Source organism: Candidatus Brevundimonas colombiensis, assembly GCA_029202665.1.
GTDB lineage: Bacteria > Pseudomonadota > Alphaproteobacteria > Caulobacterales > Caulobacteraceae > Brevundimonas > Brevundimonas colombiensis.
This window is the reverse complement of the sequence record CP119326.1, coordinates 2,755,713-2,769,128: the sequence shown is the minus strand read 5'-3', so window position 1 is coordinate 2,769,128 and position 13,416 is coordinate 2,755,713. Positions and strand designations below refer to the sequence as shown.

15 protein-coding genes are annotated in these 13,416 nt (G+C 67.3%); 14 read left to right on the top strand and 1 reads right to left on the bottom strand.

Annotated elements, in window-relative coordinates; translation table 11 throughout:
* Window positions 1–45: 45 nt before the first annotated feature.
* Together P0Y50_13515 and P0Y50_13510 are read left to right on the top strand one after the other, a co-directional pair.
* Window positions 46–621 carry a prephenate dehydratase domain-containing protein gene (locus tag P0Y50_13515; protein ID WEK39542.1) on the top strand — a complete coding sequence of 192 codons (576 nt, stop codon included), beginning with the start codon at window positions 46–48 and terminating at the stop codon, window positions 619–621.
* Between the two features lie 281 nt (window positions 622–902).
* The gene (locus tag P0Y50_13510) at window positions 903–1,661 is read left to right on the top strand and encodes a chorismate mutase (protein WEK39541.1); all 759 of its coding nucleotides are present in this window, start codon (window positions 903–905) and stop codon (window positions 1,659–1,661) included.
* A gap of 47 nt (window positions 1,662–1,708) precedes the next feature.
* On the opposite strand, the gene panC is transcribed toward P0Y50_13510, so the two are convergent.
* Window positions 1,709–2,566, bottom strand: coding sequence for a pantoate--beta-alanine ligase (gene panC / locus P0Y50_13505; GenBank protein ID WEK41581.1), 858 nt, complete (start codon window positions 2,564–2,566; stop codon window positions 1,709–1,711).
* 78 nt (window positions 2,567–2,644) lie between these two features.
* On the opposite strand from panC, the gene P0Y50_13500 reads away from it, so the two are divergent.
* The 12 genes from P0Y50_13500 to gmk all read left to right on the top strand — a co-directional run bounded on the left by P0Y50_13500 (window position 2,645) and on the right by gmk (window position 13,346).
* On the top strand, window positions 2,645–3,343 hold the full coding sequence (locus P0Y50_13500) for an SPOR domain-containing protein (GenBank protein WEK39540.1): 699 nt from the start codon (window positions 2,645–2,647) through the stop codon (window positions 3,341–3,343).
* A gap of 127 nt (window positions 3,344–3,470) precedes the next feature.
* Entirely contained in the window at window positions 3,471–4,307 is an 837-nt protein-coding gene (locus tag P0Y50_13495) for a division plane positioning ATPase MipZ (GenBank protein ID WEK39539.1), read from the top strand.
* A 15-nt stretch (window positions 4,308–4,322) separates the two neighbouring features.
* Entirely contained in the window at window positions 4,323–4,751 is a 429-nt protein-coding gene (locus P0Y50_13490; protein ID WEK39538.1) for a molecular chaperone DnaJ, read from the top strand.
* 94 nt (window positions 4,752–4,845) lie between these two features.
* Window positions 4,846–5,547, top strand: coding sequence for a YceI family protein (locus P0Y50_13485; GenBank protein WEK39537.1), 702 nt, complete (start codon window positions 4,846–4,848; stop codon window positions 5,545–5,547).
* Between the two features lie 68 nt (window positions 5,548–5,615).
* Window positions 5,616–6,929: a YceI family protein gene (locus tag P0Y50_13480; protein WEK39536.1), complete on the top strand. Its 1,314-nt coding sequence runs from the start codon at window positions 5,616–5,618 to the stop codon at window positions 6,927–6,929.
* 71 nt (window positions 6,930–7,000) lie between these two features.
* A complete protein-coding gene (gene fabD, locus P0Y50_13475; GenBank protein ID WEK39535.1) occupies window positions 7,001–7,945 on the top strand; it encodes an ACP S-malonyltransferase in 945 nt (314 codons plus the stop codon).
* A gap of 149 nt (window positions 7,946–8,094) precedes the next feature.
* Window positions 8,095–8,835 carry a 3-oxoacyl-[acyl-carrier-protein] reductase gene (gene fabG / locus P0Y50_13470; GenBank protein ID WEK39534.1) on the top strand — a complete coding sequence of 247 codons (741 nt, stop codon included), beginning with the start codon at window positions 8,095–8,097 and terminating at the stop codon, window positions 8,833–8,835.
* Window positions 8,836–9,014: 179 nt separating this feature from the next.
* A complete protein-coding gene (locus P0Y50_13465) occupies window positions 9,015–9,254 on the top strand; it encodes an acyl carrier protein (GenBank protein WEK39533.1) in 240 nt (79 codons plus the stop codon).
* 153 nt (window positions 9,255–9,407) lie between these two features.
* Entirely contained in the window at window positions 9,408–10,679 is a 1,272-nt protein-coding gene (gene fabF, locus P0Y50_13460) for a beta-ketoacyl-ACP synthase II (protein ID WEK39532.1), read from the top strand.
* Window positions 10,680–11,834, top strand: coding sequence for an endolytic transglycosylase MltG (gene mltG, locus P0Y50_13455; protein ID WEK39531.1), 1,155 nt, complete (start codon window positions 10,680–10,682; stop codon window positions 11,832–11,834).
* Entirely contained in the window at window positions 11,831–12,715 is an 885-nt protein-coding gene (locus P0Y50_13450) for a YicC family protein (protein ID WEK39530.1), read from the top strand. The genes mltG and P0Y50_13450 overlap by 4 nt, the downstream gene beginning before the upstream one ends.
* Window positions 12,705–13,346, top strand: a complete 642-nt coding sequence (gmk, locus tag P0Y50_13445; protein ID WEK39529.1) for a guanylate kinase — start codon at window positions 12,705–12,707, stop codon at window positions 13,344–13,346. The genes P0Y50_13450 and gmk overlap by 11 nt, the downstream gene beginning before the upstream one ends.
* Window positions 13,347–13,416: the final 70 nt, after the last annotated feature.

The following is a 13,416-nucleotide window of genomic DNA, read 5'->3' as shown; positions in this document are numbered from 1 at the left end:
GCAACGACAAAGGGCTTTCCGGGCCGCGTTCGGAGAGTAACGGATATGGACACGCCTGCGCACCAAGACGAACAGCCCGGCCGTGTCGCCTATCAGGGCGCGCCGGGCGCCTTCAGCCACGAGGCCTGTATGGCGTTGCGGCCGTGGGACGAGGCGGTGGCGTTCGAAACCTTCGAAGGCGCGCTTCAAGCCTTAAAGTCCGGCGATTGCGGCTGCGCCCTGATCCCCGTCGAGAACTCCACCATCGGCATGGTCGAGCCTGCAGCGACGCTGGTGCGCGAACTGGGGATCGAGCCGGTCGCAGAGGTGTGGCGTCCGATCCGTCACGCTCTGATGGGATTGCCCGGCGCCCGCCTGTCGGACATTCGAACGGTGGAAAGCCACCCCATCGCCCTGGCCCAATGCGCGCAGACGTTGAAGACGCTGCACATGAAGGTCATCGAACATTTCGACACGGCGGGGGCCGCGCGCGATGTGGCCGAAGCTGGAGACCCGACCCGCGCCGCCATCGCCGCCATCGGCGCCGCAGAAGCCTATGGTCTGTCGATCCTGCGCAACGATTTGCAGGATTCGAGCGATAATCGAACGCGCTTCGTTCTGTTGAGCGCTTCCGTGGGTTGACGACGCACGGTCTTTGCGTGTCTTAAGACCGCACGGATCGCAAACCGATCCGCATAACCGGAACCGGACCATGTCCCGCCAGCGCGCCCTCACTGTTTCGTTCGACCGTTCGCGCGCGGTGTCCGGCCTCTATTTCGGCTACGGCTTTTACGGCTTTCGATACGCCGGCTGAGGCGTCGGGCGCACTTCGTCCCTGACTGCTTCACCGGCGACCGCTCTGGATCAGAGCGGCTGTTCGCCCCTGCACATATCGAAATTCAGAATGCCGAAAGCCCTATCCCATGCCCAATTCCAACATTCAGCAAGTCTGGCCTGACGTGGCCGACCTGACCCCTGAACAGCAGGCCCTGGCCGCCCTGCGCGCCGAGATCGACGGGATCGACGATCAGATACTGGCCCTGTTCGAACAACGGCTGGCGGTCGCCGCCACCGTCGGGCGCGCCAAGGATGCGCCTTCCGGCCCCCACACCAAGCTGCGCCCCGACCGCGAGCAGACGGTGCTGTCGCGCATGTTGGCGAAATGCCAGCCGGAGAACGCCGAGGCGGTCGAACATCTGTGGCGCGAGATCGTCGGCTGGGGCCTGGCGCGTCAGGGGCGTTTGCAGGTCCAGGTCTGGGCCCCGATCGAGCCGACGCGGGCCTTCGACGGCGCGCGTCTGCGTTTCGGCGCGGCGGCCGACATCAGGATGGTGCGCGATCCGCAAAAGGCCCTGGCCTTCGCGGCCGAGGGACACGGCGTCGCCGTCCTGGCCATCAACACCGAGGACGCCTGGTGGATGGGCCTGCGCCGCGAATGGTCGATGCTGAGCGTCTTCGACGGCTACGGCGGCGCGACGCCCACCTCGCTGGCGGTCGGCAAGATCGATCCGCCGGCCCTGCCCAAGGGCCGCCGCGTCATCGTGACGGCGGGCGGCGATGCCGGCGATGGCGGCGGCGCACGGCGCTGGGGCCTGAATACGCACCACGGCTGGACCATCGCCCTGACCGACGCCGAACTGGCGCCGGGCGATGCGGAAGGCTGCGTCGGCGCGATTGGTTGACATGAGGAAGCGGGCCGCATCCGGCGACGGATGCGGCCCGACGTGTTTCAGACCGCCATATTGTCGATCAGGCGCGTCTTGCCGATCCAGGCGGCGGTAAGAATGCGCCCTGGAGCGTCCACGACATCGTTGCGGAAGACGCCGAGATCGTCGGCGCGGCGAACGGCGACATAGTCCACACGGTCGAAGTCGGCTTTGATTATGGCGGTCTGGGCGTCGCGTTCCACGTCCGGCAGAGGGCGCCCGGAGGCGGCCTCCGATGCGGCCTGGGCCAGGACGCCGTTCAGTTGACGGGCCGACGCCAGTTCAGTCTCGGACAGATAGGCGTTACGCGAAGACAGGGCCAAACCCCAGCCGTCCCGTTCGGTCGGTGCGCCGACGATCTCGACCGGCAGGTCCAGGTCCCGCACGAACCGGCGAATGACCATCAGTTGCTGATAATCCTTCTCGCCGAAAACGGCGACGTCGGGCTGAACCTGATTGAACAGTTTGGTCACGACCAGAGCGACGCCGCCGAACATCTGCGGTCGGAAATCACCTTCCAGCCCCAGGGCGGGGCCGGTCATGGCGATGCTGGTGGAGAAGCCGTCGGGATACATTTCCCCAGCCGTCGGGGCGAACATCAGGTGACACCCGGCGCCGGCCAGCAGGCGCGCGTCTTCTTCCTGCTGGCGAGGGTATTTGTCCAGGTCTTCATGGGCGGCGAATTGCGTCGGATTGACGAAGTTGGAGGCGACGACGCGATCGGCGCGACGGGCGGCCTCGCGCACCAGGGTCAGATGGCCTTCGTGCAAGGCGCCCATGGTGGGAACCATGCCGACGCTGAGACCTTGTCGTTTCCAGTCCCGAACGGTCGCGCGCAGGTCGGCCAAGGTGCGGACCACGGGCAGGGGAGGAGCGTCCATCATGATGAAGCGATTAACCTTTCCGCTTAAGCCTGTTGATGCACCAGACCTAAAAGACTGGGCCTTAGGGTCCTGCTTATGACGCCCGCAGAAGCGACCCGTCCAGTTCTGATCCTCCGGGCCGTGATTACGGCTCTGGTCGGCGCCGCCGCGCTGTCCGGTTGCGGGGCGGCCAATACCGATCCGCATCGGTTCACGTCCCTGGCCGACCAGGTGGCCTCGGTCGAGGTGCCGCTGACGCCGGGCGCGGCTCAATCCGTCGGGCGCGGGCGGTCGGCCGAGGCGGCGGGCCTGAGACCCGTCAAGTTCAGCGCCATGAAGGTCGCGGTGATGGATCCCCACGCCATGTGGGACGCGCGCGATGATCAGGCGGGCGTGCGGCGGGTGGCCGTCGAAGCCGGGCTGCGCGACGCCGTGATTCGCAGGGTGCAGCCGGAGGCTCAGGCTGCGGCGCCTGTTCCTGTTCGCGAAGCCGTCACAACGACCTCGGCCCCGGAACGGGCCTTGTCTATACATGAGGCGAGCCTGCGCCAGGCGGCGCCGAGCGGCCGCACCATTCAGCTGGGCGCCTATTCCAGCCCGCAGGCGGCGCGTCAGGCCTGGGCGCGGCTGAAGGCGTCCGCCGACCTGGCGGCGCTGGCGCCGGTGTTCGAGCCCGTGGAGGTGCAGGGCCGGACCTTGACGCGGTTGAAGGTCGGACCCATCCCTAAAGAGACCGCCGCCGCCGTATGTCGCGCCGCCGATGTGGCGGACGCCTGGTGCGCTCGCAACAGCTGATCCCGCTTTTGTCGCCGTCCACAGGTCTGCGTTAAGGTTCCGTTGACGTTTGGCGCGCGGCGGCCGACTCTTGTTCGAACTGGACCGCGCCTGAGTCGCGTCGGTCGGCAAAGAGGATTCCCTCGAAATGACGCAGCCGCATGTGATCGTTCTCGGCAACGAAAAGGGCGGGGCGGGCAAGTCCACCCTGGCCATCCACATCGTCACGGGCCTGCTGCACGCGGGCCGGACGGTGGCGATCATCGACCTGGATCTGCGCCAGCGGTCGATGCAGCGCTTCTTCCACAATCGCCTGGCCTGGCTGGCCGCGAACGGACATGAACTGCCCCAACCCTTCATTCCCGACATGGGCGACGGCAAGGCGCTGGCCAAGGCCGATATCGCCGACCAGATCGCGGCCTTCGAACGCGCCTTCGATGAGGCGGGGGCACAGGGGGTGGACTGCATCCTGATCGACACGCCGGGCGGCGACACGGCCGTCTCCAACGCCGCCCACGCGCGCGCCGACCAGATCGTGACGCCGATGAACGACAGTTTCGTCGATTTCGACCTGCTGGGCGAGGTCGATCCCGTCTCGCTGGAGCTGCTGAAGCCGTCCATCTATTCCGAAAGCGTGTGGGAGGCGCGCAAGCAGCGGGCCATCGCCCAGGGCCGCCATGCGACCATCGACTGGCTGGTGGTGACCAACCGTCTGGCGGTCGCCGAGGCCCGCAACCGCAAGCGTCTGGAAGAGCGGATGACCAAACTGGCCAAACGGGTCGGTTTCCGCGTCGGACCGGGGCTGCGCGACCGCGTCATCTATCGCGAACTGTTTCCCTTCGGCCTGACGGTGGCGGACCTGTCCAACGACATCCGTCCCGTCGCGGTGTCGCTGGCCCATGTCGCGGCGCGCCAGGAGATGCGCAACCTGATGATGGCCATGGGGCTGGAGCAGGTGATCGCCCCTTTGGACGTGGCGGCCTGACGGTTTGACCACCTGATGGGTTTGATCTGGCTGGCCCTGGCGGCCATCGCCGTCTGGGCCCTGGTCCGGCTGGGCCGCCAGACGGAGCGGCGGGGCCGGGCGCATTGGCGCGTGACGGCGACGCTGTTGGGATCGGTCCTGCTGGCGGGCGGCGCGCTTTCCGCCTTTCGCGGCGCATGGCTGACGGCGGCGGCTCTGGCGGGCGCGGGCCTCTATCTGGCCTGGTCGTCGCGAATGCGGTCCGTCGTGCGTTCCGAACCGATCAGCGAGGCCGACGCCCGCGCCGTGCTGGGCGTCCGGCCGGGTGCGGACGAGGCCGAGATCCGGGCGGCCTGGAAACGCGCCATGGCCCGCGCCCACCCCGATCAGGGCGGCACCGAAGGCCTGGCCACGCGCGTCAATGCTGCACGGGACCGGCTGTTGAACAGTCGGCGGCGACGCTGATTTCAGCCGCGCCGCAATCCGAAACAGAAGCTGTTGCGTATCAGTTTTAACTGGCCTAGATCGTCTCCATCCCCTTTTTTGGACGGAGCCGGAAATGAAGATCGCAACCCTCGCCGCCGTGTCTGCGCTGGCCCTGCTGGCCGCGTGCAATAAACCGGGCGAAGCGCCCGCCGCCGCCCCGAACGCCACGGCCGAAGCGCCCGTAACGGTGAAGGCCCCGGCCGGCGTCTATGTGCTGGACCCGACCCACGCCACGCTGCAGTGGTCGCTGCTGCACAATACGATCTCGCACTACACCGCCCGGTTCGACAAATTTGAGGCCAAGCTGACGCTTGATCCGGCGAATCTGGAAAACTCCACGATCACCGCGACCATCGACCCGACGTCGGTCGATGCGGCCTATCCCGCCGACTATGCGTCGTCTCACCCCGGTTCGGCCTATTCCGGCTGGAACGACGACATGGCCAATAATCCCACCTGGCTGAACGCCAAGGCGTTCCCGAAGATGACCTTTGTTTCGACCTCGGTGAAGAAGACGGGCGCGCGCACGGCCAAGGTGACGGGCGACCTGACCTTCCTGGGCCAGACCCGTCCGGTGACGCTGGACGCGACCTTCAACGGCGAGATCGAGCGCCATCCCTTCGCCAATGTACCGGCCATCGGCTTCGCGGCGGAGGGCCGTTTCAAGCGGTCCGATTTCGGCATGGCTGTCGGTCCCATCGGTGACGAGGTGACGATCCGCTTCGACGGCGAGTTCATCCAGGAAGTCGCTCCGGCCGCCGCGCCGGGCGCCTAGGTTCCGAGATGAGAAGGGGCGGCGATCGGTTCGCCGCCCTTTTTTGCGTCCCCAGTTCGAGTTTTTCCATGTCCAGCACCCGCAATCGCTACTCCGCCGTCGCCATCGCCCTGCACTGGGCAATCGCGCTTCTGATCGTGTCGATGATCCCGATGGGTCTCTGGATGACGTCGGCGATCGAAAACCCGGAACACCAGGCCCTGGCCTATCGGGTGTTCCAGATTCACAAGTCGATCGGTTTCCTGATCCTCGCGCTCACGGCGGTTCGGGTTCTGTGGCGGCTGACCCATCGCCCGCCGGCCCTGCCGACGACGATGAAGCGATGGGAGGCCTTTGCGGCGGGCGCGACCCATGTGGCCTTCTATGCTCTGTTGCTGGCGCTGCCGCTGACGGGGTGGCTGTATGTGTCGGCCGGCTGGGCGGTGTCGCAGGATCGCGCGCTGGAAGTGGCGACCAGTTGGTTCGGCCTCTTTCCCATTCCGCACCTGCCCGGCGTGGCCGACCTGTCGATCCAGATGCGCCGGGCACTGGCCTTCCAGGCCATGGGCGCTCATTCGCTGATGGCGTGGGGCGCGGTGGTGCTGATCGCCCTGCACGTCGGGGCGGCCTTGAAGCATCAGTTCGTCGATAATGACGGCGTGCTGGGCCATATGGTCCCCGGCCTCAAGCCCGGGCAGGTGGATGAGCCGCTCGCCCAGGCGCCGTCGCCAGTCTGGGCCGAACGCGGGGCGGGCGTCGCCCTGGTGCTGGCGGTCGCGTTCGCCGGCGCCATCGCCGCACGACCCTATGCCTTGACGGACAGCCAGCTGGCCGAGATCACGCCCAAGGTCGCCGCTCCCGCCGCCCGGCCAAACGAGGAAGCCCCCGTCACGCCCGGAACGGCCGCGGCCTGGACGATCGATCCGGCCGCCTCCAGCATCGCCTTCACCGGAACCCACGCCGGCAAGTCTTTCAAGGGCCGGTTCGACCAGTGGACGGGTCACGTCTGGTTCGACCCGTCGGACCTGGCGGGATCGAAGGCCGTGGTCCTGGTCCAGACGGCTTCGGCGCGGACGGGCGATCCGACGCAGGAAGGGTCGCTGCAGGGCGCGGAATGGTTCGACCCGGCGCAGTATCCGACCGCGCGGTTCGAGGCGACCCGCTTCCGGTCCTTAGGCGGCGACCGTTACGAGGCGGCGGGCGATCTCAGAATAAAGGCCACGACCATCCCGGTGGTCCTGCCGTTCCGGTTCAGCGAATCCGGCGGTGTGGCCAAGGTCCAAGGCGCCTTGGAGCTGGATCGAACGGCCCTGGATCTGGGCATGGCCTCGGACGCGGCGGCGGATTGGGTGTCCAAAATGATCGGAGTTCGGATCGAGGTCTCCGCGCGGCGGGGCTCGTGAACCGACGCTTGCCCTGACGGAAGCGAGGGCTTACGGCTCCGCGCCTTGATGAACGATTCAGGGAGCGGTCGATGACCCTCGCACTTCTGTTTCCGGGCCAGGGCAGCCAGGCGATCGGCATGGGCGCGCAGCTGGCGGACGCCTTCCAATCCGCCCGCGACGTCTTCGCCGAGGTGGACGAGGCCCTGGGCCAGAAGCTTTCGGTCCTGATGCGTGAAGGCCCCGAGGACCAGCTGACCCTGACCGAGAACGCCCAGCCGGCCTTGATGGCGGTGTCCATGGCGGCGATCCGGGCGCTGAAGGTCGAGTTCGGCTTCGATGTGGCGAAGGCGGCCTATGTCGCCGGTCACTCGCTGGGTGAGTATTCGGCCCTGGCGGCGGCGGGCGCGATCAGCCTGTCGGATACGGCGCGGCTGCTGAAGCTGCGCGGTCAGGCCATGCAGCGCGCCGTGCCGGTGGGGCAGGGGGCGATGGCCTCGCTGATCGGCCCCAGGACCGATCTGGCCCTGGCCGAAGCGGCCGCGGCGGCGGGCGCCGAACTGGGCGTCTGCGTGGTCGCCAACGACAACAACGCCGGCAATATCGTCATCTCGGGCGACAAGGCGGCGGTGGACCGGGCCATCGAAAAGGCCAAGGAGCTGGGCGCGCGGGCGATCCCGCTGAACGTCTCGGCGCCCTTCCACTGCCCGCTGATGCAGCCCGCCGCCGACGAAATGGCCCAGGCTCTGGCGGACGCAAAGATCGTCGCGCCAGCCGTGCCGGTGATCGCCAACGTCCTGGCGCGCCCCGAGCGCGACCCGGACGTCATCCGCCGCCTGCTGGTCGAACAGGTCACCGGCCGCGTGCGCTGGCGCGAGAGCATGGAGTGGATGGCAGGCGAAGGCGGCGTGACCCGCTTCGTCGAGATCGGCTCGGGCAAGGTGCTGACCGGCATGGCCAAACGTATCGCGCCGGACGTCGAGAGCCTGCCGCTGAACACGCCGGAAGATCTGGAAGCATTCGCCAAGGGCGTCTGAACACGCATACGCCGTCATCCTCGGGCTTGACCCGAGGATCGGACCATCCGCACTTCGGCGCTGAGAGCGAGCGCTGACATAGACATCGGCGTCGCACGGCGCCTGATCCTCGGGTCAAACCCGAGGATGACGGAAAAAGGACAGGACGAATGTTCAATCTTGCGGGCAAGACCGCGCTGGTGACTGGCGCGACGGGCGGGATCGGCGGGGCTGTGGCGCGGGCGCTGCATGCGCAAGGCGCGACGGTGGTGCTGTCGGGCACGCGCGAGGCCGTGCTGGCGAATCTGGCCAATGAGTTGGGTGAGCGCGCCCATTTCGCCACGGCGAACCTGTCGGACCCCGAGTCGGTCGATAATTTGGTGAACGCGGCCGAGACGGCGGCGGGGTCGCCGCTGGACATCCTGGTGGCCAACGCCGGCATCACCAAGGACGGCCTGCTGATGCGGATGAAGGACGAGGACTTCCAGTCGGTGATCCAGATCAATCTGGAATCCTATTTCCGCCTGACCCGCGCGGCGGTGAAGGGAATGATGAAGCGCCGTTCGGGGCGAATCATCGGCGTGACCTCGGTGGTGGGCGTGACCGGCAATCCGGGCCAGACCAACTATTCGGCGTCCAAGGCCGGGATGATCGGCTTTTCCAAGTCGCTGGCGCAGGAGGTCGGTTCCCGCGGGATCACCGTCAACTGCATCGCGCCGGGCTTCATCGCCTCGCCGATGACCGACGTGCTGAACGACCAGCAGCGCGAGGCCATCCTGGGTCGTATTCCCGCCGGCCGGCTGGGCACGGGCGACGAGATCGCCGCCGCCGCCGTCTATCTGTCGTCCAACGAAGCCGCCTATGTGACAGGCCAAACCCTGCACGTGAACGGCGGAATGGCGATGATTTAAGGCCGTCCGCCGTCATCACGACGCGCAACAGGCTATTTCCAGCCCGAAAGCCTGTGCTAAAGGGCTGGGTGCGACGGCGGTTCAGGCTTTCGAGCTTGCGTCGCCTTCGCTGCCGTGAGACGGCGATTTCCGAGCTACCCCCGCCTCTACGGCGATTTCAAACAGGCAGAGAGACACTGATGTCCGACACCCTCGAGCGCGTTCGCAAGATCGTCATCGACCATCTGGACGCCGATCCGGACAAGGTCACGGAAAAGGCCAGCTTCATCGACGACCTGGGCGCCGACTCGCTCGACAACGTCGAGCTGGTGATGGCCTTCGAAGAAGAATTCGACATCGAGATCCCGGATGACGCCGCCGAGCACATCCAGACGGTCGGCGATGCGGTCAAGTTCATCGACGAAAAGTCGGCCGGCTGATCCCAGCCCCCGACGGAAAGCCGAAAGGCTGACGGTTCAAAAGGCCGCCCGGCGCTCCTAGCGGAGAGGCCCGGCGGCCTTTACTGTTTCTGACCCAGACGAATCCTCATGTGATTCCGCAAGGGAAGGTTTGGAGCTGAAGGAGCACGCACCATGCGCCGCGTCGTCGTTACGGGCATCGGTCTGCTGACCCCCCTGGGCTGGGGCGTCGAGAAGAGCTGGCAGGGCATCGTCGAGGGGCGTTCGGGCATCGGCCCGATCACCGCCTTCGACACGGAAGGTTATGGCTGCACCATCGCCGGGGAAGTGCCCAGCGTGGACGGGCGCGGCGGGGGCGGCGAAGGCGACTTCGACCCCGACAAGATCATGTCGCCCAAGGACAGGAAGCGCGTCGACGACTTCATCCTGTACGCCATCGCAGCGGCGGACGAGGCCCTGGCCGACGCCGACTGGAAGCCCGAGACGGACGAGGACCGCGAGGCCACCGGCGTCATGGTCGGCTCGGGCATCGGCGGCCTGGGCCCCATCGCCGAGACGGCCATTGTCCTGAAGGAACAGGGCGTGCGGCGGGTCAGCCCCTTCTTCATTCCATCCGCCCTGATCAATCTGGCGTCCGGCCAGATTTCGATCCGCCACGGACTGAAGGGGCCGAACCATTCCGTCGTGACCGCCTGCGCCACCGGCGCCCACGCCATCGGCGACGCGGCGCGGATGATCGCCCTGGGCGACGCCGAGGTGATGGTGGCCGGCGGGGCCGAAAGCTCGATCGTGCCGATCGGCATCGCGGGCTTCCTGGCCTGCAAGGCGCTGTGCACCGCCTATAACGACACGCCCGAGACGGCTTCGCGTCCGTATGATCGGGGCCACGCCGGTTTCGTCATGGGCGAGGGCGCCGGGGTCATGGTGCTGGAGGAATACGAGCACGCCAAGGCGCGCGGGGCCAAGATCTACGCCGAGGTCGTGGGCTATGGCATGAGCGGCGACGCCTATCACATCACGGCCCCGTCCGAAGACGGCGAGGGCGGCCTGCGGGCGATGAAGATGGCGTTGAAGCGGGCAGGCATGGAGCCGTCCGATCTGGATTACGTCAACGCCCACGGCACCTCGACCATGGCCGACTGGATCGAGTTGAAGGCGATAGAGCGGCTGGCCGGCGACCACGCCAAGAACCTGACCGTCAGTTCGACCAAGTCGATGACCGGCCACCTGCTGGGCGCCGCCGGCGCCATCGAGGCGGCCTTCTGCGTTCTGGCCATCCGCGATCAGGTGGCGCCGCCGACGATCAATCTGAACGACCCTGAGATGGAGACGCCCATCGACCTGGCCGCGAACAAGGCCAAGCCGATGAAGATCGACGTGGCCATGTCCAACAGCTTCGGCTTCGGCGGCACCAACGCCTCGGTCATCTTCAAGAAGGTCGATTGAGTGTTCGGACGGGAACGGGTCGAAAAGTCGGACGGACGGTCGGGGTTCACGGTCTCGCTGCTGACCGCATCGGCGACCTTCGGCCTGTTCCTGCTGGTGGCGCTGATCGCGGTCTGGGCCGTCTATTACGCGCCCGGCCCGGCGGCGCGGCAGGGCGACAAGACGGTCGTGACCCTGGCCAGCGGTTCCGGCGTCTCGGCCATAGCCGCCAAGATGAAGGCCGAGGGGGTGATCCGTTCGACCGATCTGTTCCGCGCAGCGGCGACCCTGACCGGGGCGGACCGTCGTTTGAGGGCCGGAGAATACGAGGTGCCCTCGGGCATGTCCCTGGCCGGAGTGTTGAACCTGCTGGTCGAGGGGCGGGTGGTGCGCCATTTCGTGACCCTGCCCGAAGGCTGGTCGTCGCTTCAGGCCATCGACATCCTGAACAAGGAGCCGGTCCTGATCGGCACGGTCGAGAAGACCCCCGCCGAAGGCAGCCTGTGGCCTGACACCTACGAGGTCGCGCGCGGCGATACCCGCCAGTCGGTGATCGACCGGATGCAGCGTGCGGCGACCGAGAACCTGCGCCTGTTGTGGAGCCAGCGTTCGCCCGCGACCGTGGCGCGCACGGCGGAAGAGGCGGTCGTTCTGGCCTCCATCGTTGAAAAGGAAACCGCCCTTGCGGCGGAGCGGCCGCGCGTGGCGGCGGTCTTCTCCAACCGACTGCGCGCCGGAATGCGGTTGGAAAGCGATCCGACCATCGTTTACGGCATCACCAAGGGGCGGCCCCTGGGACGTGGCATCCGACGCTCTGAGCTGTTGGCTGCGACGCCGTGGAACACCTATCAGATCAACGGCCTGCCGCCGTCGCCGATCGCCAATCCCGGCGTGGATGCGCTGAAGGCCGTGCTGAATCCGCCAGCGGACCCCGCGCTCTTCTTCGTCGCGGACGGATCGGGCGGCCACGCCTTCGCCCTGACCTATGAGGAACATCAGCAGAATGTGGCCCGCTGGCGTCAGATCGAGCGCCAGAAGGCCGGTTTGCCGCCCGAAGCGCCCGCGCCGGTCGCGCCGGGCGCGAACCCGGCGCCGATGACGCCGCCGGCCGAACAACCTGCGACCGGTCAGGCGACCATCACCTTGCCGCCCGGCGCCAGTCAGGGGGCGAGATGACCGTGCTGTCGGGCATGACCGGCTTCGGCCGTGCGGAAGGCGCGGGCGAAGGCTGGACCTGGTCGGTCGAGGCGCGCTCGGTCAACGGCCGCAATCTGGAGATCCGGTTCCGCGGACCGAATGGATTCGACGCCGTCGAACGGGCGGCCAAGGCGGCCGGGCAGACGCGGTTCGCACGCGGTCAGGTCAGCATCGGTCTGCAGGGGAAACGCACCGATGACGGCGAAGCCTCGGTCGCCATCAATGCGGCGGTCCTGGCGCGCTATCTGACCCTGGCCAACGAACTGGCCGAGGACGGGGCGACGCCGCCGTCTGCGGACGGCCTGCTGGCCTTGCGCGGCGTGATCGAGGCCCCAGAAGACGTAGACGATCCCGCGGCGCGGACGGTTCTGGAAGCCGCCATGACCCGCACGGTCGAGCAGGCGCTGGACGCCCTGAAGGCGTCGCGCCGGCAGGAGGGCGCGCTTCTGGCGCCGGTGCTGGAGGCGTTCATCGCCCGGATCGAAGCCCTGACGGCCCAGGCCGAAGGCGAGGCGGCCGCTCAGGTCGAGACGATCCGCGAGCGGTTCACACGCCGCATCACGGAATTGGCGCCGGATGCGCCTGGCCTGGACGAGCGGATTTTCCTGGAGGCCGCCGTCCTGGCCGCCAAGGCCGACGTGCGCGAGGAGCTGGATCGGCTGACCGCCCATGTCGCGGCGGCGCGCCAGCTTGTGGCCTCGGCGCCAGCCGGGCGGAAACTCGACTTCCTGATGCAGGAATTCATGAGAGAGGCGAACACCCTCTGCTCGAAATCCGCTACGACCGCGCTCACCGGAATCGGCCTGGAGCTCAAGGCCGTCATCGAACAGTTGCGTGAGCAGGTCCAGAATGTCGAATGAACGCACGCCCCGCCGGGGCGTCCTCCTGATCGTCGCCAGCCCCTCGGGCGCCGGCAAGACGTCGCTGTGCCGCCGACTGATGGCGGACCACGGGGGGCTGGAGCTTTCCGTTTCCATGACCACGCGCGGCATACGTCCGGGCGAAGTGGACGGCCGCGACTATCATTTTGTGGGCCGCGACGCCTTTCAGCGACTGATCGACGAGGACGCCTTCCTGGAATGGGCCGACGTGCACGGCAATCGCTACGGCAGCCCACGCGCTCCGGTGGACCGGGCCTTGGCCGAGGGGCGCGATGTGCTGTTCGACATCGACTGGCAGGGCGCGCGCGATGTGGCGGAGAAATGCCCTGAGGACGCCGTACGCGTGTTTATCCTGCCGCCCAGCCTGGAAGAATTGCGTCGTCGTCTGGTGACGCGTTCGCAGGACGCTGAGGACGTGATCGAACGCCGCGTCGCCAATGCCAAGGGCGAGATCGAACACTGCGACGCCTTCGACTATGTGCTGGTCAACGAGGATTTCGACCGATCCTACGCCGAACTGGCCCACATCTATCATGCGGAGCGCTCGCGCCGGTTCAGGAACCTGTGGGTCGGCGATTACAAGGCCGCCCTGCTGCGCGAAGCCGTCTAAGAAAACGCCGCAGGCCGTGCGGCCTGCGGCGTTAGGGAACTCTACGCGACGCTACTGACCGTCTTTTGCC